Source organism: Buttiauxella gaviniae ATCC 51604 (assembly GCF_001654835.1).
Classification (GTDB): domain Bacteria; phylum Pseudomonadota; class Gammaproteobacteria; order Enterobacterales; family Enterobacteriaceae; genus Buttiauxella; species Buttiauxella gaviniae.
In genome coordinates, this window is sequence record NZ_LXEP01000004.1 from 216,696 (window position 1) to 234,487 (window position 17,792).

Annotated in this window: 20 protein-coding genes; 3 read left to right on the forward strand and 17 right to left on the reverse strand. The window is 51.3% G+C overall.

What is annotated here, in order from left to right; genetic code table 11:
* Positions 1-198 precede the first annotated feature (198 nt).
* Positions 199-867, forward strand: a complete 669-nt coding sequence (catA, locus tag M977_RS03180; RefSeq protein ID WP_064512086.1) for a type A chloramphenicol O-acetyltransferase — start codon at positions 199-201, stop codon at positions 865-867.
* Between the two features lie 106 nt (positions 868-973).
* Here the strand turns inward: catA and M977_RS03185 are convergent, their stop codons facing one another.
* Together M977_RS03185 and M977_RS03190 are read right to left on the reverse strand one after the other, a co-directional pair.
* Complete coding sequence (locus M977_RS03185; RefSeq protein WP_064512087.1) at positions 974-2,902, reverse strand: putative bifunctional diguanylate cyclase/phosphodiesterase; 1,929 nt, start codon at positions 2,900-2,902, stop codon at positions 974-976.
* 17 nt (positions 2,903-2,919) lie between these two features.
* On the reverse strand, positions 2,920-3,414 hold the full coding sequence (locus tag M977_RS03190; RefSeq protein WP_064512088.1) for a putative pterin-binding protein: 495 nt from the start codon (positions 3,412-3,414) through the stop codon (positions 2,920-2,922).
* Positions 3,415-4,092: 678 nt separating this feature from the next.
* Here M977_RS03190 and cueP point away from each other — a divergent pair.
* Entirely contained in the window at positions 4,093-4,635 is a 543-nt protein-coding gene (gene cueP / locus M977_RS03195; RefSeq protein WP_064512089.1) for a copper-binding periplasmic metallochaperone CueP, read from the forward strand.
* Positions 4,636-4,696: 61 nt separating this feature from the next.
* On the opposite strand, the gene M977_RS25150 is transcribed toward cueP, so the two are convergent.
* Genes M977_RS25150 through M977_RS03215 form a run of 4 tightly spaced genes read right to left on the reverse strand, consistent with a single transcriptional unit; the run spans position 4,697 to position 7,740 of the window.
* A complete protein-coding gene (locus M977_RS25150) occupies positions 4,697-5,197 on the reverse strand; it encodes a nucleoside deaminase (protein ID WP_064512090.1) in 501 nt (166 codons plus the stop codon).
* Positions 5,198-5,209: 12 nt separating this feature from the next.
* A complete protein-coding gene (locus M977_RS25155) occupies positions 5,210-5,968 on the reverse strand; it encodes an ABC transporter permease (protein ID WP_064512091.1) in 759 nt (252 codons plus the stop codon).
* Positions 5,965-6,744 carry an ABC transporter ATP-binding protein gene (locus M977_RS03210; protein ID WP_064512092.1) on the reverse strand — a complete coding sequence of 260 codons (780 nt, stop codon included), beginning with the start codon at positions 6,742-6,744 and terminating at the stop codon, positions 5,965-5,967. Before M977_RS03210 ends, M977_RS25155 begins: the two co-directional genes overlap by 4 nt.
* Before the next feature lie 9 nt (positions 6,745-6,753).
* On the reverse strand, positions 6,754-7,740 hold the full coding sequence (locus tag M977_RS03215) for an ABC transporter substrate-binding protein (RefSeq protein ID WP_064512093.1): 987 nt from the start codon (positions 7,738-7,740) through the stop codon (positions 6,754-6,756).
* 259 nt (positions 7,741-7,999) lie between these two features.
* On the opposite strand from M977_RS03215, the gene acuI reads away from it, so the two are divergent.
* Complete coding sequence (gene acuI, locus M977_RS03220) at positions 8,000-8,974, forward strand: acrylyl-CoA reductase (NADPH) (RefSeq protein ID WP_064512094.1); 975 nt, start codon at positions 8,000-8,002, stop codon at positions 8,972-8,974.
* 112 nt (positions 8,975-9,086) lie between these two features.
* Here acuI and cobT read toward each other — a convergent pair whose 3' ends face one another.
* From cobT to M977_RS03275, 11 genes are read right to left on the reverse strand one after another with little or no spacing between them, the layout of a single operon-like run.
* A complete protein-coding gene (gene cobT / locus M977_RS03225) occupies positions 9,087-10,139 on the reverse strand; it encodes a nicotinate-nucleotide--dimethylbenzimidazole phosphoribosyltransferase (protein ID WP_064512095.1) in 1,053 nt (350 codons plus the stop codon).
* 48 nt (positions 10,140-10,187) lie between these two features.
* Positions 10,188-10,931 (reverse strand): adenosylcobinamide-GDP ribazoletransferase, encoded by a 744-nt coding sequence (cobS, locus tag M977_RS03230; RefSeq protein WP_064512146.1) that lies wholly within the window; start codon positions 10,929-10,931, stop codon positions 10,188-10,190.
* A complete protein-coding gene (gene cobU, locus M977_RS03235) occupies positions 10,931-11,473 on the reverse strand; it encodes a bifunctional adenosylcobinamide kinase/adenosylcobinamide-phosphate guanylyltransferase (protein WP_064512096.1) in 543 nt (180 codons plus the stop codon). Before cobU ends, cobS begins: the two co-directional genes overlap by 1 nt.
* Positions 11,470-13,005 (reverse strand): cobyric acid synthase, encoded by a 1,536-nt coding sequence (locus tag M977_RS03240; protein ID WP_064512097.1) that lies wholly within the window; start codon positions 13,003-13,005, stop codon positions 11,470-11,472. Before M977_RS03240 ends, cobU begins: the two co-directional genes overlap by 4 nt.
* Positions 13,002-13,811, reverse strand: a complete 810-nt coding sequence (locus M977_RS03245) for an ATP-binding cassette domain-containing protein (protein ID WP_064512098.1) — start codon at positions 13,809-13,811, stop codon at positions 13,002-13,004. Before M977_RS03245 ends, M977_RS03240 begins: the two co-directional genes overlap by 4 nt.
* 11 nt (positions 13,812-13,822) lie before the next feature.
* A complete protein-coding gene (locus M977_RS03250) occupies positions 13,823-14,500 on the reverse strand; it encodes an energy-coupling factor ABC transporter transmembrane protein (RefSeq protein ID WP_064512100.1) in 678 nt (225 codons plus the stop codon).
* Positions 14,487-14,768 (reverse strand): energy-coupling factor ABC transporter substrate-binding protein, encoded by a 282-nt coding sequence (locus M977_RS03255; protein WP_064512101.1) that lies wholly within the window; start codon positions 14,766-14,768, stop codon positions 14,487-14,489. Before M977_RS03255 ends, M977_RS03250 begins: the two co-directional genes overlap by 14 nt.
* Before the next feature lies 1 nt (position 14,769).
* Positions 14,770-15,501: a cobalt ECF transporter S component CbiM gene (gene cbiM / locus M977_RS03260; protein WP_064512103.1), complete on the reverse strand. Its 732-nt coding sequence runs from the start codon at positions 15,499-15,501 to the stop codon at positions 14,770-14,772.
* 3 nt (positions 15,502-15,504) lie between these two features.
* Positions 15,505-16,218, reverse strand: a complete 714-nt coding sequence (locus tag M977_RS03265; protein ID WP_064512105.1) for a cobalt-factor II C(20)-methyltransferase — start codon at positions 16,216-16,218, stop codon at positions 15,505-15,507.
* Positions 16,215-17,009, reverse strand: a complete 795-nt coding sequence (gene cbiK / locus M977_RS03270) for a sirohydrochlorin cobaltochelatase (protein ID WP_064512106.1) — start codon at positions 17,007-17,009, stop codon at positions 16,215-16,217. Before cbiK ends, M977_RS03265 begins: the two co-directional genes overlap by 4 nt.
* Positions 17,006-17,791, reverse strand: a complete 786-nt coding sequence (locus tag M977_RS03275) for a cobalt-precorrin-6A reductase (protein WP_064512147.1) — start codon at positions 17,789-17,791, stop codon at positions 17,006-17,008. The genes cbiK and M977_RS03275 overlap by 4 nt, the downstream gene beginning before the upstream one ends.
* Position 17,792: the final 1 nt, after the last annotated feature.

The window sequence follows — 17,792 nt, forward strand, 5'->3', positions numbered from 1 at the left end:
GATTTTTATTTTATTGCGCAATGTACTTTTACTATCTGATATATTAAATATTCCACCCCCCCCTTCCCTCCTGCATAAGAATACGCTACTCTCAAAAATGCATTCGCTACCCAAATGGTTTTGGTGCTATATTCTTGCTTAATTCATAAAAATCTTAGACTAACATCTGATATATAACTTACAATCAAAGGTTAAAAAATGGAAAAAACACCCCCAGAATATACACCTGTTGACTTAGCGCGTTGGGCAAGGAAGGAGCATTTTGAGGTATTCCAGTCATTTGCTCAAAGTACAATTAACCAAACTGTCCTGGTAGATATTACCGTACTGCTAAAACATATAAGGGAAGTTGGCTGGAAATTTTACCCCACTATTATTTTTCTCCTCTCAAAAATCGTAAACAGTCATGCGGAGTTCCGTATGGCCATAAAGAACAATGAGCTTGTCATATGGAATGAAATTCATCCAAGCTATACCATTTTCCATAATGAAACGGAGACCTTTTCATCATTGTGGAGTCATTACGATGGCAATATTCATCACTTCCAGGACGTTTATTCAGAAGATGTTGCACAATATGGTGATAACCTTTCTTATTGGCCTAAGGAAGAGTCTCGGGAAAATGTATTTTTCGTATCAGCTATTCCTTGGGTAAGTTTCACCAGTTTTAATATCAATGTTGCTAACATGCAGAACTTTTTTGCCCCCATGTTCACTCTTGGAAAATACTACGAACAAGATGGAAAAGTACTGTTGCCTCTCGCCATTCAGGTACATCATTCCGTGTGTGATGGTTTCCATGTGGCAAGACTGTTCAATGAGTTACAAGAGATGAGTGTTGGCATAGCCACCATCGCAGCAAACTGAAAAACAGGGCTGGCAACAGGAGTTTGCTACTCCTGTCGTTTTTCCATCGCGTTTAACCAGGAGGAGATATTCCGGTGTATGACCATGCAGAAAGAACATTTTCCATTTAACCGTATCTAGTTTTCCCATCTATATAAGGCTGAGGTTTACCAAATAGATAGCCTTGTATGAAATCACAGCCCAGCACCTGAAGGCTTTCCAGTTGCTCCTGTGTTTCAACACCTTCCGCAACGGACTTCATATTGAGGGATTTCGCCATGCCGGTGATGAGCCTGATAATATTAAGAGCGTCTTCATGTGTCGATATCGAATTCACAAAGGACTTGTCTATTTTTATTTTATCGAAGGCAAGCCTGCTCAGGCGCGAAAGAGAAGAATAACCGGTACCAAAATCATCGAGGGAGATTTTCACCCCCAGAGCCCGCAGCCTGTTAAGCGTATTCATCGGCGTATTGCTCTCAGTAAAGAGAGAGGATTCTGTCACTTCCAGTTCAAGACGCTCAGCGGGAAGTCCCGTTTCGTTCAGAATGGACAACACCATACCGGCAAAGGTTTTACTGCTTAGCTGGACAGGAGAGACATTGACTGAAATTTTAGTCGGAATCGCCCAGGAAGCGGCTTCCCGGCAGGCCATTTCAAGCACCGATTTCCCCATCTCGTTAATCATTCCTGTTTTTTCAGCCACAGGAATAAAATTGTCCGGCGACAGGATACCCTTTTGAGGATGTATCCAACGAATAAGGGCTTCATAGCTGTAAATTTCCTGGCTGAAAGAATCGACAATAGGTTGATAGTAAACCACGAATTCTTTATTCACTAACGCCAGTGCCATATCATGCTCAAGGGTTCGGCTTTCTTGCAGCTTATCTAACATCCATTGCCGGAAGACTTTTATCTTACCAACGCCTTCCTTTTTGGCTTCATAAAGGGCCAGATCGGCAAATTTATAGAGATAGTCGGAGCGGCGTTCAGTGTCTGAGATAACAATACCGACACTGGTGGTTATATTGATAATCGTATTATAAATCGTGTAGGGCTGGTTGATCGCATCGCATATATGTTGGGCGCGTGAAATGGCCCCGCTCTCCGTCAGACCACTCGAGAGAAACGCAAACTCATCCCCGCCTAAACGATAAAGCGTATCGGAAGCCAGGCCCATAGAAATCAGACGGTGTGATATCTGGCGTAATAACGTATCACCGACATCATGACCATACGTATCATTGACCTCCTTGAATCGATCTAAATCAAACAACATCACATTCACAGAATTATTGTTTTTTACTGCGTTTTCGATGGTTTCATTTAAATTCCCCCAGAAAAAATGGCGGTTATTCATCTCTGTCAGAGAGTCATGGTAGACGTCATACTCCAACCTTGCATTCTGGACTTGCAGTTTTTCTTTAGATTCCTGCAGTGCTTCAGCAAGACTCTTTACCTGAAGATGTGCCTTCAGAATATTTCTGTTTTGATAAAATATCAGCAGACCAAGTATTGCACTCATTATTATCAGCAATACAGATGTCGCTGAGTAAATATAGTACAGGGTTTTGATTTTGAGGTTGGCGTCATTAATCGTGTTGATATCTTTGTCTAAAGCGCCGGACGACAGACGAGCCAGTTGTGGGTCAAGCGTCTGCATTTTTTTCAGGTATGCCTGGAGTTCTGAGCGGTTCATTTTCTCAAGATTAATATCCAGATACTCAAGTGTCTTTTCAAGCTGTAGAGCCAGTGCATGATGGGCTTTATTGCTTTCTATGTAATTACTCAGATCACCTTCTTTCATTAAATCACTCTGGCTGAGCATAATGTCGAGACGCATGCGTACATCATCCAGCGTCATCGTCTCATCGATAGTGTAAAGACCAAGCAACGATTCGAACCGGTAATACTCTGATACCATCTGTGCAGCAGACCACGAAGCGGCGTAGTGAGTCAGTTTCTGTAACTCTTGTTGCCTTTCATGCACAAGGAAAGAAATATATCCGGTAGATATAAAAAGGAAACAAATGATGCCAGCCAGAATTCTGTTCATGTTGGTCTTCTGACCCCTTACTCAATATTCATTCTGCTGACCTGCCAGGCTGACCTTGAATAATAAATCTGATTATTCAGTTCAGGCAGGCTGTCATAGGGATAAACAACAAACATCGGGCCTTTATCACGGATACGCATATATGTTCCGTTGATTTTTAAAGCAAGGATAACGTTGTATTTCTTAAAATCACTGAGGGGAATTTCGGTGGTGTAGTCATTGAGCGCAGTGACTTTAACAACTGAACCTTTCGCCCCGACATAATCCATGAGCTTTTGCAGTGGAATACCCGTAAAGGTAGTGCGGCCATCATACCAGGGAGAAGTGGTCTGAAAGCTGACCATACCCAATTTCTCAAGGCTGGCGAGATCAAAAACGGCTTTTCCACCTTCATTTGTATTTTCGATATTACCAGACAGCGTTAAAAGGACTTTACCGGCAGGTTTGGGAAATTCGCCCGCCCAGACCTGTGTGGAGAGCACAAAGCTTAACAGCATGACAATTAACCGCATTCTGACCTCGTATTTCAACCGGATGTTAAAGAATTATAATTTAGTTACTGGGCTATTTATATATGCTCCATGGCTATTGTTGATGCAATCAGTTCACCAACACTTTAACCCATTATAATCAATAAGTTAAAAAATATTTTATTTTTTATATTGAATAAAAATGGTCGGCACCGTTATTTGATATACACAAAATAGCGGTGCGCCTGTGCAAAAAAAAACCACTTATTTACTCTTCGCAAATAAACACACAGCAATATAAAGGTTTATTTGTTTGTGAGTCGGCAGAGATTTCACGCAAGCAATTTCCTCTCCTGGCACATAACAGACCTTTTGCGTCTGCCAAATACAAGGCCTACTTAGAGTTACCTAAGTAGACTTTCTTAGCTTTATGGAAATATTTATGTCATTCGCCGCCTGGAATACCTCCAGAAAAGTGCTTCACTTCATTTAATTCACTAAAACTCACCATCACTTCCAGATAATCACCTTAAGCTGTACCAGCTTCCGGTTCGTTATCAAATAAAACTGAAATGGACTTTAATGCCGACTTATAATCTTGCTAAACACGGCCAAAAATACCCATACAATCTGTAAAGTTTTGCATATCCTTTTGACCCTCCCCTTAGGGGAAGGTCTAGAGTCGAGCACAACTCAACTCTCTTTAGAAAGGAATCATAGATGAAAAGAAATATGCTGTTTGCATTACTGGCACTGAGCATCAGTGGCTCTGCAATCGCCGCTCAATCTGATGCAGAGTTTCTCGCAGCACACGGTTTAGCGGGCAAAACTACCGAGCAAATGGTGGAGGCGATCGACGGTTCGACTCAGGCGCGACCGTTGCCATATAACGCAGGTATCACCAGCACCGAATTGAAATTGTCTGATGGAACCCACCAGTTCAGCTATCCGCTGGGTGATAAGTTCTATTTGTCTTTCGCACCTTATCTGACGCAAACCCATCCGTGCTTTAACCACAGTCTTTCTGGCTGCCGTGGCGAGCTTGCAAATACGCCGTTTGATGTGAAAGTAACGGATAAAAGCGGCAAGGTGTTGATGCAGAAAAAGATGGCCAGCCACGCGAATGGCTTTGTGGGTATCTGGTTGCCTCGTGATATCGAAGGCACGATTGAAGTGAGTTATCAGGGGAAAAAGGCCACCGCACCGATTGCGACACATACCAGTAGCCAGACCTGTTTAACCACGCTGCCGCTTCTGGGCTAATAGGAACGTTAACGTCGGATTGAGTTGTCGGATGTCGCTTACGCTAATCCGACAACCAACGTTATCTTCCCGCCCAAAACGCCTGCTGCATCGCCCTTGTCTCTTCGATAATCTCTTCTACTGGGCCAATCAATTCCACCGGTTTCTGGCAATGCTCGAAGACATATTTCGACGATACGCTCATGGTCGGGTTTTCTTGATGGCTGCCGGTCGCTTCCAGTAATTGGCTTTCATACATACCGAAAACCACGCGCCCGATATTCGCCCAGTACGCCGTTCCCGCGCACATGCAGCAAGGTTCGACGGCGGTATACAGCGTGCATTGCCATAAATATTCGGCGGTGTAATTGGTTGCCGCAATGCGCGCAAGTGTTGATTCCGCATGGTTTACCGTGTCGATATTGCACTGTTCAAGCAACACCGTTTCGTTATCTGGCGCGACTAATAGCGCACCAAACGGATGGTGCCCAAGCGCCATCGCCCGTTCTGCCACCGCATTGGAGCGGCGCAGGTGGCGCAAAATTTGCTCTTTACTTGGTGCAGGCCCACGTTTTAATGACATGTTTTTCCTTCCTTATTTTGTATCGAGGCTCCACGGGAACAGCCGTTTTTGCAGCCAGCTCACCAGCCCGTAAAGCGTCAGGCTACACACCACCAGCAAGAACAAACTGGCGAAAGCCAAGGGGATTTTGAACGATGATGTGCTGAATAAAATCAGGTAACCCAGGCCCTGGTCGGCTGCAACAAACTCCGCGACTACTGCCCCGATAATCGACAGCGTAATCGCTACTTTTAATGCGCTGAAAATATACGGCACCGCATAAGGCATGCGGATTTGCCAGTATTCGCGGTTGCGTGGCGCACGTAATGTCTTCGACAGCTCAAGCAATTCGGACGGCACGGAGTTCATCCCTGTCGCCGTAGAAATTACCAGTGGGAAGAAGGAGATAAGTGTAGTGATTACCACTCGTGGCAGCATGCAGGAACCCAGGGTCACGACAATAATTGGCGCAATCGCCACTACCGGTGTGGACTGAATCACAATCAGCCACGGCAGTACCAGGCGGGCGAGCAATTTAGAGCTGACAATCGCAATGGCCAGCGGCAGCGCAATCACAATCGCCAGCAGGAAACCGCTCAGCGCCACGCTTAATGTTGCAAGGATATGTGTCGCCCAGCGTCCGGCATCTAACGTGCTTACTGAAGCAAAAATGGCCGATGGCGAAGGCAGAATAAACACCGGGATGGCTAATAATTTACACGCCCCTTCCCACAGCAAAACCGCCACCACCAACGCCAGCAGCGCGATGTACCTTTCCAGAAACGCTTTCATGCAGGCTCCTTGCGGCGGCTGAAGACTTTGTGGCGGATGTCCGCCGTTAACTCATGGAATAGCGGATGGTTGAGTGTTTCCTCATCTCTTGGGCGTGCCAGCGGCACATCTATAATTTCACTCACGCGGCCCGGGCGAGCGCTCATCACCACGATGCGGTCAGAAAGCAGCAGCGCTTCCTGAATCGAGTGGGTGACGAACAGCACCGTTTTCGGGCGTTCGTTCCAGATACGCATGAGCTCGAAACTCATTTCATCGCGGGTCAGCGAATCGAGGGCGGAAAACGGTTCGTCCATCAGCAAAATATCCGGGTCATGCAGTAACGAACGGGCGATGGAAACGCGCTGCTGCATGCCGCCCGACAGCTCCGCCGGGCGTTTATTGGCAAACTGCGTCAGACCGGTCATTTCCAGCAGTTCATGCCCGCGCGCCATATCTTTAGCATCCACGCGGCCATACTTGTGTTTCATCGGAAACGTGATGTTATCGAGCACGGTGAGCCACGGCAGCAGCGTCGGTTTCTGGAACACAAACCCCATTTCATCGCGTGGTTCGGTCACCGGTTTGCCATACACCGAAATGGTGCCGCTGCTCGGTTTCAAAAGCCCGGCAATCAGGCGCAAAATGGTCGATTTCCCGCAGCCTGACGGGCCAATAAACGAGACAAATTCATGGCGGCGTAGCGTCAGATTGACCTCGTCCAGCGCGGTGACCTGCGTGCCATCTGCGGATATAAATGTCTGATTAACATGACTCAACTCTATTACAGGCTGCATGGCATTCCCTTATTTGGCGAGATAACTACGGTCGACCAGCGTTTCCGGGTTCACTTTATCGAGTGGATATTTCATTGATTTCGCCACCCATTCCCAGGTGTGTTGCAGAAGCGTCGGGTCGAATTGCCCCAGCCCATCGCGCTGGCTGATTTCGTTGTTAATCAGCGGTTTTGTTACGTTAAAGTCCGCTTCCAGCATTGCGACGTCGGCTTCTGGCACCATGGCTTTTTGATCAGCAGCCGCTTTGTCCGGGTGGGCAAGGCTAAACTCGATAGACTTTTTTGAAGCTCGGACGAAACGCGCTACAACATCCGGCTTTTCTTTGATGAGTTTGTCGGAGGCAAAGAACGACAGGCCGTATCCATCGAGACCGTAATCGGTCCACGCCAGTTCGAGCGGTTTTTTACCGACCTGAGTCAGCGTCGCTTCTATACTCGGGCGATTAGTTGACCACACCACCACGCCATCAACACGCCCCTGCGCCAGCATTGGCACCAGCGTGCCAGGATCTGCTTTGATCTGTTTTACGCTATCGGGATCAACGCCATTGTTTTCCAGCATGATGGGCAACAACGCATTAGAAGCAGAGAACGTCGGGATGCCCAACGTTTTGCCTTTCAGGCTTTTCATATCGGTCACGCCGCTGCCCTGCCAGGAGTAAATGGCATCCGGCTGTTTTGAGTAGATGCTCATGATAGCTTTAACTGGAATGCCACCTTCAGCTTGCGCCATCATTAAAGAAGCAATCCCGCCAGTGCCGACATCGGCGGCTCCGGAGGCAATTTTGGTCAGCGTATCGCTGCTGCCACGACCTGGTAAAATGGTGACATCCAGCCCTTCCGCTGCGTAAAACCCTTCCTGCACGCCAACAAAGACAAAGGCTTTGTCACCGCCATTCGGCATCCAGTCGAGTTGCAGTTTTAATTTATCCGCAGCGGCGGCATGCGCACTTATCAGTGCCAGAGCTACAGCAGTTGTCAGTCGAATCACACGCATGCGTTTATCCTCAAAATTGATCGAATTGGCCCGGTGGGCAGATGTGAAACATTTGTCACAACGGTTAGAAACTTTTGTTTCAAACATACGAGTAGCATGGTCAAAAGTTAAAATAGGAAAATCTTATAACCAGCTAAAAAGCAGGCATTTAGCCACCAAATAGAGCTGTCTTCTTTATTCTCAGGCCATAGGGGTATACCGTGTTGAGCATTAGAAACATCTCAACCGAAACACTCGGTTCAAAGAATGAGGATTGATTATGAAAGCGGTAGTACTTGAACAAGTTGAAGGCCAGACGCAAGCCGAAGTGAAGCAATTTTCAGCTCCGGCGGCAGAGTTGGGCAATGTGCTGGTCGATGTTGAGTGGTCAAGCCTGAACTATAAAGATGCGCTGGCGATTACCGGCAAAGGCAAAATTATCCGTAACTTCCCGATGGTGCCTGGCATTGATTTCGCAGGCCGTGTGGCGAGCAGCGATGATGCTGCTTTCAGCGCAGGTCAGGAAGTGGTGTTGACCGGCTGGGGCGTGGGCGAAAACCATTGGGGCGGCCTTGCCGAGCAAGCGCGTGTTAAGTCTGAGTGGCTGGTTGCGCTGCCTGCGGGTTTAACCGCACGCAAAGCGATGATCGTCGGCACCGCAGGCTTTACCGCGATGCTATGCGTGATGGCGCTGGAAGAAGCCGGTGTGACGCCAGAAAGTGGTGAAGTCGTGGTGACCGGTGCCAGCGGCGGTGTGGGCAGTACCGCCATCGCCCTGCTGCATGCGTTGGGCTACCAGGTTGTCGCGGTTTCTGGCCGTGAATCAACGCATGACTACCTGCGCCAGTTGGGTGCCAGCCGCATTCTGCCGCGCAGTGAGTTTGCTGAGACTCGCCCGCTGGAGAAACAAGTGTGGGCCGGTGCGGTAGATACAGTGGGCGGCAACGTGCTCGCCAAACTGCTGGCACAGATGAACTACTCCGGCTGTGTTGCGGCCTGTGGTCTGGCGGGTGGCTTCTCACTGCCAACGACAGTGATGCCATTTATTCTGCGTAATGTGCGCCTGCAAGGTGTGGATTCAGTGAGTGCGCCGATTGAACGCCGAGTTGCCGCGTGGGAGCGTCTGGCCAAATTGCTGCCAGAGAGTTTCTATGAGACGGCGACGACCGAGATTAGTCTGGAGCAGGCACCGAAATTCGCCGAGGACATTATGAATAATGCGGTTCAGGGGCGGACGCTGGTGAAAGTTAGTTAACGTTTTAGGGATCGGGGGTTTCCGTTCACCCTGGTGTGTGGTTCCTATTACGAAACGGTAATTTTCCGTTCACCTGAACGGAAAACCTCGATCCCCTCTTAAGCGATACAAATCACCCAGGCAACACAATATTGCTGTCTGCCAGCGATCCCATATTGTTATGCATCGCACACGCCGCATCGACAATATGCATCGCCAGTGCAGCACCACTGCCCTCGCCTAAACGCATCCCCATCTGCAAATACGGCTCCAGACCTAACTTGTTCATCGCGATCACTGCACCTTTTTCCGCCGATAAATGCGAAGGAATTAAGTAATCACGCACGCCTGGTGCAATCTGGCAGGCAGCTAGTGCTGAGGCATACGACAGGAAACCATCGAGCACAACCGGCAGGCCAGCTGCTGCCGCGCCGAGCATCACGCCCGTCATGCCGACCAGGTCAAAACCACCGACTTTTGCCAGTACGTCGATACCGTCCGCCGCATCTGGCTGATTGGTTTCGATAGCTTTGCGTACCACGGCAATCTTGTGGTGCAGTTTGTCACCAGGGAAGTTAGCCCCCATGCCCACCACATCATCGGGTGAGCTGTCGGTTAATACGCTGACCATCGCCGCTGCTGGGGTGGTATTTGCCATGCCCAGTTCACCCACACCAAACAGCGTGACACCTTCTGCGGCTTTCTGCATGGTGAGTTGCATGCTAGCCAGCAGTAAGTTTTCAGCTTGCTCACGGCTCATCGCCGGGCCTTGGGCAATGTTGCCACTGCCACGCGCCACTTTCATGTCCAGCACGCCAGGCAGTGCATCGCTGTCGATACCGACATCTACCACGTGAATTTCGGCACTCACGGTCGCGCCCAATACGCAAACGCCAGTGTTATGGCGCGTCATATTCATCGCCTGAATTGCGGTGACGATTTGCGGGGAAATCGCCACGCCTTCTGCGTACACACCGTGGTCAGCACACATCACGAGAATGGCTTTGCGTTCGGTGTTCAGGCCATTTTTCATGCCCGGCATTCCCGCCAGTTGCACCGCTAACGCTTCGAGGCGCCCAAGGCTGCCAAACGGTTTTAGCAGGCCGTCGATATGTTGTTGTGCGCGAGCCATTGCATCGCTATCAAGCGGGGAAATTGTTGCCAAAAGGGAGTTCAGTGTTTGCATTTTTTATTCTCAGATTCACATGGGTAATAATTATTTGGGTGGAGACAATCAACGCAGCAGCGCCAGTAAAAACACCACTTCGCCCAGTTCAATCGCCGCACCGAGCGTGTCACCGGTCTGCCCGCCAAGCGTGCGCTTCAACATCAGGCCAAGGCCATACATCGCCAGTATGGTGATGACCAGTGCCAGCAGCCCGGAAGCTGGCAGCAGAACCGTGCACAGCACCGCGCCACCGATCAGCGTCAGCAATGCCTGCGTACCGGTCACTTTGCCGATAAACAGATTGCCCAGCCCTTGCTCACGCGCATATTTATGGTTGTACATCAGCAACACACAAGCACTGCGCCCGGCAACAGAAGCCGCCGCCAGCACCATCAACATATTGTTGCCGCGCAGCGAAAGTTCGCTGACCACCAGCACTTTGGTGACAATCACAAAGATCAGCGCCAGCCCACCGTGCGTGCCAAGGCGACTATCGCGCATGATTTCCAGCATCCGGTCACGGGTCCGCGCCGAGAAAATGCCATCGCATGTATCGGCCAGGCCATCGAGATGAAAACCACCGGTCAAAAGCGCGAGCGCCAGCACATAACCCATTGCGGCTAAAGGTAAACCCGCCCAGGGTTGCAGCAGCGTAAACACGCCTCCAGCCAAAGCGCCCAGCAGCAGGCCAACAAACGGAAACGTCACGATACCGCGCACGTACTGGTGCGTTTCGATACCATCCGCCCAGCGCGCGCGCACCGGAATACGGCTCATAAACTGCAAAGTGGCGAAGAACAAACGGAAGATCATTTAATTTTTACTCCAATCCCTGAAACAACCAGCCAGACCTCGTCGGCACGCTGGGCCAGCCGCTGGTTAACACGCCCGGCGATATCGCGGAAATGCCGCGCCAGGCGGTTTTCCGGCACAATGCCCATCCCTACTTCGTTGGTGACCAGAATCACCTCCGCAGGGCTTGATTCACAGGCCGCCAGCAAAATGTCTATTTGCTGATTCACCACCTGTTCCATCGACTCAAAATCCCAGTCGTCTTCAGGTTTATCGCCCGCCGCGTCATACATCACGTTGGTGATAAGCGTGGTGATGCACTCCAGCAGTACGGCCTCATGGCGCTGGTTTTGCTGATGAATCACCGTGTCTAAATCACGATACTGCTCAACGGTTTGCCAGTGTGCCGGGCGACTGTCGCGGTGATGCGCAATTCGCTGTTCCATTTCAGCGTCGAAAATTTTCGACGTGGCGATATACAGCACACGCTCAAAGTTTGCCGCCAGTTGTTCGGCGTGGCGGCTTTTCCCGCTGCGTGCGCCGCCTGTGACTAATTTCATACCGCTTGCTCCTGGTGCTCACGCATAATCTGGTAAATCTTTTCAATATTAATGTGTTCGCGCATAGCGTCGGCCAGAATATTAAACTGCTGATCTTTATGATCTTGATAGTCGAACACCTCACCTTCCCAGGCCTGCAACCCTTTGCGCAGGCGCAAGCTGTCGAGCAGGCTGCGGGTAAACTCACCGCTATCAAACAAGCCATGCAGGTAAGTACCCAACACGCGGCCATCTTCACTTATTGCACCGTCAAGATTGTGATAAGGCTGAGTATTACACTCGGTGAAAGTGGCAAACGGTGCTGTATTTTCGCCACGCTGCGTTTCGCCCATATGGATTTCATAGCCCTGCAAAGGAGTACCTGAACTGGCGGCGAAAATACCCGGCAGTTGCGCCTGAACAAGCCCTGTGACGCGCGTCGTAGTTTTTTCACTGGCAAAACGGGTCACCACATCCAACAGGCCGATACCCGGCATTTCGCCAAGCCCGGATTCTACTTCGTCGTAAATATGCTGCCCGAGCATCTGGTAACCGCCGCAAATTCCCAGCACCGCACCGTGATTACGATGATGCGCCAGCAGCGCCTGTTCCAGGCCGTTTTCACGCAGCCAGCGCAGGTCGCCGAGGGTATTTTTACTACCCGGCACAATCACCAGGTCACTGTTTTGCAGTTCATCAGGCTTGGCTACATAACGCAGGCGCACATCAGGCTGTGCGGCCAGCGCGTTGAAATCAGTGAAGTTCGACATGTACGGCAATTTCAGCACCGCTATATCCAGATCTTTCGGGGTCACTTCGTCGTATTTTCCGCGCTGCAACACCACGCTATCTTCGTCTTCCAGATCGACATTCAGCCACGGCATCACGCCCAAAACCGGCACGCCGGTTAACGCTTCAATCTGTTCGATACCGGAATAAAGCAGCGCAACGTCTCCGCGGAATTTGTTGATGATAACGCCTTTGACGCGCCATTTTTCGTGCTCCAGAAGCAGCGCAATGGTGCCGTAAATTGCCGCAAACACGCCGCCACGGTCGATATCAGCCACCAGAATCACCGGGCATTGCGCCAGTTCAGCCATACCCATGTTGACGATATCGCGGTCGCGCAGGTTGATTTCCGCCGGACTGCCCGCCCCTTCGAGCACCATCACGTCATGTTCTGCCGCCAGGCTTTGATAGACTTCGCGGATTTGCGTTTTCAGCTGCGGTTTGTAGTTGTGATAGGTCACCGCGTCCATGTTGGTGGCAACTTTGCCCATCAACACCACCTGCGCTTTGCAGTCGCTGGTGGGCTTGAGCAGCACCGGGTTCATGCGTACATCGGGGGCAATCCCTGCTGCTTCGGCCTGGAAAATTTGCGCGCGCCCCATCTCTTTGCCGTCCGGCGTAATGCCGGAATTGAGCGCCATATTTTGCGATTTAAACGGTGCGGTGCGGTGTCCATCCTGGGCGAAAATCCGGCAAAGCCCTGCCACCAGCATGCTTTTGCCCACATCAGAGGCGGTGCCCTGAACCATGATTGAAAGGCTCATACTGCTTCCTTTGCAACGCGTAAGGCGTCGAATAATTGAGTTTCGGTTTTACACAGCGGAAAGCCGAGTTCGCTGTGTAATTTGACCAGCCACGGCTGCACCAGCCCGGCTTCGCGCAGCATGTCTGGCTGGCTAAACACAACACCTGGCTCGCCTGATGCCACGATTTTGCCGCCGTTCATCACATACACGCTGTCGCAAACTTCATAAATCAAATCAATATCGTGGCTTGAGATCACCACATGTTTACCCTGGGCGGTAATACGGGCAATGATTTCGATCATCTGCTGGCGGCCCGAAGGGTCAAGCCCGGCGGTCGGTTCATCGAGCAATAAATAGTCGGCTTCCATCACCAGCGCCCCGGCAATCGCCACGCGTTTCTTTTGCCCGTGGCTAAGATACTGAATCGGTTTGTGGCGGAAAGATTGCGCATCCACCAGCTGAATAGCGTGTTCGACACGGCGGGCGATTTCGGCTTCATTCACGCCAAGGTTGCGCAAGCTAAACGCGATATCGCTGTCGATATCGGTATAGAAGATTTGTTGTTCCGGATCCTGAAACACGGTGGTGACGCGTTGGCGGTGCTCAATCAACCCTGCTTTGCTGTAATTTATCGCTTTGCCCTGCCACAAAACTGCGCCGTTCTTCGGGCGCAAAACACCGTTAAGGTTCATAAACAGCGTGGATTTTCCACAGCCGTTTGCGCCGACGATTCCCGTTACCGGGTGCGCCCCAAAATCAAAGGTTAAATCGTGCAGAACGGTATCATCCTGATAGCAAAAAGATAAATTTTGGGTTGTCAGCATCGGTGCGGTTCTCACAGGTGGAAATCACCCTGGTAAAGTTTAACATCCAGCGTCGTGACCATTTGTTGGTAACGCAGCAGCACGCGCGAAAAAAGCATGCTGACTAACATGGCAAGCGAACGGTAGCCACCAGGCAGCGTACGATAACCGAAACGCAATGTCTGAGCACGGTGAATGGCCTGTGCTTCGTCCAACAGGATAAAAATAAAACGCCAGGTGAGCAGGATTTGCTCTGTCAGCAAACGCGGAACACGCAGGCGTTGTAGCAAGATAATCAATTGCGGAAACGGCAGGTTCAGCACCAGCCAGTAAGTCGCGGCCAGAGCCGCAAGGCTGCGCCAGAAGGTCTGGTTTGCCATCACGAGGCCCTGCGCATCAATGCCGATATAAAACGAGCCGAGCGGCACACTCCACAGCAAAGCCTGCGCGTGGTGCGCGGCACTGAAGATGATCGTCATCACGCCGACCAGCAAAAAGCCCAGCGGCACCGCCAGCCAGCGCAAATAACGCACTGGCCCGACGCGCAACAGCCAACAGGTAAAAGCGGCAATCACTAGCAGCAAAACCGCCTGCCCGACGGGCGGCAATGCAAACGCCAGCACCATCATCACCAGATACAGCGCAAATTTGCGCAGCGGCGAAACACGGCACCAGCGGCTTTGGTAACTGAGTTTATCAATCCCCAGCATGGTCTTCGCGGCGGCCCCGGTAATAGCCAAGAATGTAGAAAATGACCGCCGTGCCAAGAGAGCCTTGCAGGGTAAACAGCAGGCTCTCGATTTCACCGCTCGCAGGTTCATAAAGCGGCTGGAACCACGGTTTGTAATGCGGGGCGACGACCAGTATCTGGCCTTCCGCCTGGTCGTCAGAACCGCCGTATTCACCACCGTGAGGTACAAAGAACGGCACAATCATCAGCCCTATTACCAGGGCGAGCAATATCAGCGTCTTTTTCATCTTATTGGCTCCTGGCAGGAAGCAGTTGTCGTTTGGTTAGCTGGTCGTAAATCATCACGGTGAGCAAGCCTTCGGCGATGGCAATTGGGATCTGCGTCAGGCAGAAGATACCCATGAATTTCATCGAGGAACCGGTAACGCCAAAGTGCGGATCGGGGAACGCGACACCGAGTTGAATCGAAGTGACAAAGTAAGTAGTTAAGTCAGCAATCATCGCACACAGGAACACCGCCACATCGCGGCGAAAGCCCGCTTTACATGCCAGTTTCCACACCAGATAACCGACAACCGGGCCAATAACCGCCATCGACATGCCGTTGGCGCCAAGCGTGGTCAGGCCGCCGTGTGCCAGTAACAGTGCCTGGAACAGCAGCACAATGGCGCCCAATACCGCCACAACGCCCGGGCCGAACAGAATGACCGCAAGGCCAACGCCAGTTGGGTGTGAACAGCTTCCGGTAACCGAGGGGATTTTTAGCGCCGAAAGCACAAAGATAAACGCACCGCAAAGTGCCAGCAGCACTTTCTGGTTGCTGTCATGTGCCACGATTTGGCGCAGGCGAACCAGGCCGACGTACAAACACGGCAGGAACAGAATCCACCATGCCAGTGCCCACATTGGCGGCAGGAAACCTTCCATAATGTGCATCGCGAAGGCTTCTTGCGGCACGATGAGCAACAACATCCCCATGCCCAACCCGCTTAGCGAGAGTTTTTTAAGTATTGATTCCATGAATTAGCCCCGATTACGCCATTGCTTGTTAACTAAAATGGTCGAGAAATACGGCAGTTTCTGGTCATCAGGCACTTCGTTAAGGTTTCGCCAACACTGCTCGCCCGGTAATGTCGCTTCGGCCATTAACACTGCATGGTCGATAAGCCCGAGGTGTTGCAGCAGCGCTTTGATTTGTGCGAAACGGCCATAGACTTTCATCAACACCACGCTGTCGTGCGCACGCAATGCTTCTGACAATGCCTGATGTGATGCGGTGCAGGACATCACCGCCAACGACTGTTGTTCCATCGCTAATGGCAACTGCGCTCGCGAAGCGATAGCGGCAAAAGAGGTGACGCCAGGGACGATTTCCAGCCACTCCGGGTTGCCGATACGTGCCAGCAAAAACACCCAGGTGCTGAACAGCATTGAATCACCGAGCGTGATAAACCCGACCTGTTTCCCCTGCTCCACTTCGTGTTGCAGCGCCGCCGCGGTTTCATCCCACACCACCGCTTTTTCGTCGTTATCAGCACTCATTGGGAAGTGGCAGGTGCGTATTTCGGTAGTTTCACTGAGGTATTCACGCACAATTGAAAGCGCCAGGCTGTCGCCGCCTTTGCGCCCTGCTGGCGCGTACAGCACATCAAGCTTGCCAATGATGCGCGCCGCGCGAACGGTTATCAGGTCACTGGCGCCAGGGCCGGTGCCGAGAGCATATAAACGACCGGTCATGCTGCCACCTCCGCCGATTTTTCCAGCGCACGCTGCAAATGGTTCACGAACATGGCGCGAATTTGTGGGTTTTCACCCAGCCCCTGCAACCAGGGTTGCGCCTCAATACCCGCTTCCTGTAACTGAGTTTTCCATGAGTCTTCTTCATCAGATGCCATGTCGTTAATGGCATGGTCGCCCGCCACCAGCATTAATGGCATCAGGTGTACTTTGCGCACCTTTTCTTGCAGTAAACCGCGCACGATAAGGTCGATTTCCGGGTAGCTTTCTACCGCGCCAACACGCGCAGGTATCTGGCGCGCCGCCATTAAATGGTCGAGACAGGCATAAGCAGAAAACGCATGGTGACTGGCACCGTGGCCCATAAACACTACGCGCTCATCGGCTTCAAGTGCTGGCATCTGGCTTTGCAAAGCACTAAGCAGCAGCTCGTAATCATTGAAATCGCTGAGCAATGCTGTGCCCAATGCCAGGCGCTGGAACAAATGGCTGTACGCCTTAACTTCACGGGAGATTTTTTCGTACTCGTCACCATTAATCACATGCAACGACTGCACAGCCACATCCTGATAACCCAGTTCAGCAAGGCGCAGCAGTGCCTGCGCAGGTGTATCGATGTCCAGGTTATCGCGGTTTTTTAATTTGCGAATAATCATGCCGGAGGTAAAGGCGCGGAACCGATCGCGGTCGGCAAAGGTGCGGCCAAGTTGTTCTTCACAGGCAACAATATTTTTGGTGCAGGTGTCGTGGTAACTGGTACCAAAACTGATAACTAACAGGGCTTTCTTCATGATTTTCTCTCTTGCAGCCAGCGTGTGACACGGCGGCTCACATCTTCACGGCTTTCCAGTAATTCAGGGCCACAAACCAACGGTTGCGGGCGAGTGACCACCACACAGGGAATGTTTCGCGCCAGCGCCGGGTTCACTTTGTCGAGATAACCGCCTTCGGCACCCGACTCTTTGGTTATCACCACATCGGGCGCACAGAAGTCATAAGTGGCGGCGTTAAACTCAGCGCTGAACGGGCCGCGCAGCGCAATAATATTGTCGACGCCTAACCCCAGCGCTTCGCACTCGGCAATCACTTCGCTGGTTGGTAACACCCTCACCAGCAACGTTTTCCCCGGTAAACCTTGCTGATACGCCGCCAGCTCTTTGCTGCCAGTGGTCAACAGGACGCGTGGGCCGAATGCTTGCGCCACGGCACAGGCGGCTTGCAGGCTGGCCACTTTGTGCAGCAACGGGTGTTCCAGATCATTGAGTTCACTACGGCGTTGGTAACGGCTAAGGGTCACCCCTGCCATTTCGCAGGCGCGGGTAATGTTGTGGCTAAGCAGTTCGGCATACGGGTGCGAGGCATCAATCACCCATTGCACCGCATGGTTCACTAGCCAGTCAGCAATTTCATCGCTATCAATACGCCCGACGCGAATCTGCCCGCCAATATTGCCTGCCAGCGATTCCCCGACCGCCGTCGCCACCGAAAGCGTGTACGAAATACGGTGTTCATCGAGGATCTGGCAAATAAACCGGGCATCGCTGGTGCCACCAAACACCAGTACCTGCTTCATA

What these genes read in the sequence shown, in the direction of transcription:
- catA (WP_064512086.1), top strand. Translation starts at nt 199, where the DNA reads ATGGAAAAAACACCCCCAGAATATACACCTGTTGACTTAGCGCGTTGG.
- M977_RS03190 (WP_064512088.1), bottom strand. Translation starts at nt 3,414, where the DNA reads ATGCGGTTAATTGTCATGCTGTTAAGCTTTGTGCTCTCCACACAGGTC.
- acuI (WP_064512094.1), top strand. Translation starts at nt 8,000, where the DNA reads ATGAAAGCGGTAGTACTTGAACAAGTTGAAGGCCAGACGCAAGCCGAA.
- cobU (WP_064512096.1), bottom strand. Translation starts at nt 11,473, where the DNA reads ATGAAATTAGTCACAGGCGGCGCACGCAGCGGGAAAAGCCGCCACGCC.
- cbiK (WP_064512106.1), bottom strand. Translation starts at nt 17,009, where the DNA reads ATGAAGAAAGCCCTGTTAGTTATCAGTTTTGGTACCAGTTACCACGAC.
- M977_RS03255 (WP_064512101.1), bottom strand. Translation starts at nt 14,768, where the DNA reads ATGAAAAAGACGCTGATATTGCTCGCCCTGGTAATAGGGCTGATGATT.
- M977_RS03240 (WP_064512097.1), bottom strand. Translation starts at nt 13,005, where the DNA reads ATGAGCCTTTCAATCATGGTTCAGGGCACCGCCTCTGATGTGGGCAAA.
- M977_RS03275 (WP_064512147.1), bottom strand. Translation starts at nt 17,791, where the DNA reads ATGAAGCAGGTACTGGTGTTTGGTGGCACCAGCGATGCCCGGTTTATT.
- cbiM (WP_064512103.1), bottom strand. Translation starts at nt 15,501, where the DNA reads ATGGAATCAATACTTAAAAAACTCTCGCTAAGCGGGTTGGGCATGGGG.
- M977_RS25150 (WP_064512090.1), bottom strand. Translation starts at nt 5,197, where the DNA reads ATGTCATTAAAACGTGGGCCTGCACCAAGTAAAGAGCAAATTTTGCGC.
- M977_RS03265 (WP_064512105.1), bottom strand. Translation starts at nt 16,218, where the DNA reads ATGACCGGTCGTTTATATGCTCTCGGCACCGGCCCTGGCGCCAGTGAC.
- M977_RS25155 (WP_064512091.1), bottom strand. Translation starts at nt 5,968, where the DNA reads ATGAAAGCGTTTCTGGAAAGGTACATCGCGCTGCTGGCGTTGGTGGTG.
- M977_RS03215 (WP_064512093.1), bottom strand. Translation starts at nt 7,740, where the DNA reads ATGCGTGTGATTCGACTGACAACTGCTGTAGCTCTGGCACTGATAAGT.
- M977_RS03245 (WP_064512098.1), bottom strand. Translation starts at nt 13,811, where the DNA reads ATGCTGACAACCCAAAATTTATCTTTTTGCTATCAGGATGATACCGTT.
- cueP (WP_064512089.1), top strand. Translation starts at nt 4,093, where the DNA reads ATGAAAAGAAATATGCTGTTTGCATTACTGGCACTGAGCATCAGTGGC.
- M977_RS03250 (WP_064512100.1), bottom strand. Translation starts at nt 14,500, where the DNA reads ATGCTGGGGATTGATAAACTCAGTTACCAAAGCCGCTGGTGCCGTGTT.
- M977_RS03210 (WP_064512092.1), bottom strand. Translation starts at nt 6,744, where the DNA reads ATGCAGCCTGTAATAGAGTTGAGTCATGTTAATCAGACATTTATATCC.
- cobT (WP_064512095.1), bottom strand. Translation starts at nt 10,139, where the DNA reads ATGCAAACACTGAACTCCCTTTTGGCAACAATTTCCCCGCTTGATAGC.
- M977_RS03185 (WP_064512087.1), bottom strand. Translation starts at nt 2,902, where the DNA reads ATGAACAGAATTCTGGCTGGCATCATTTGTTTCCTTTTTATATCTACC.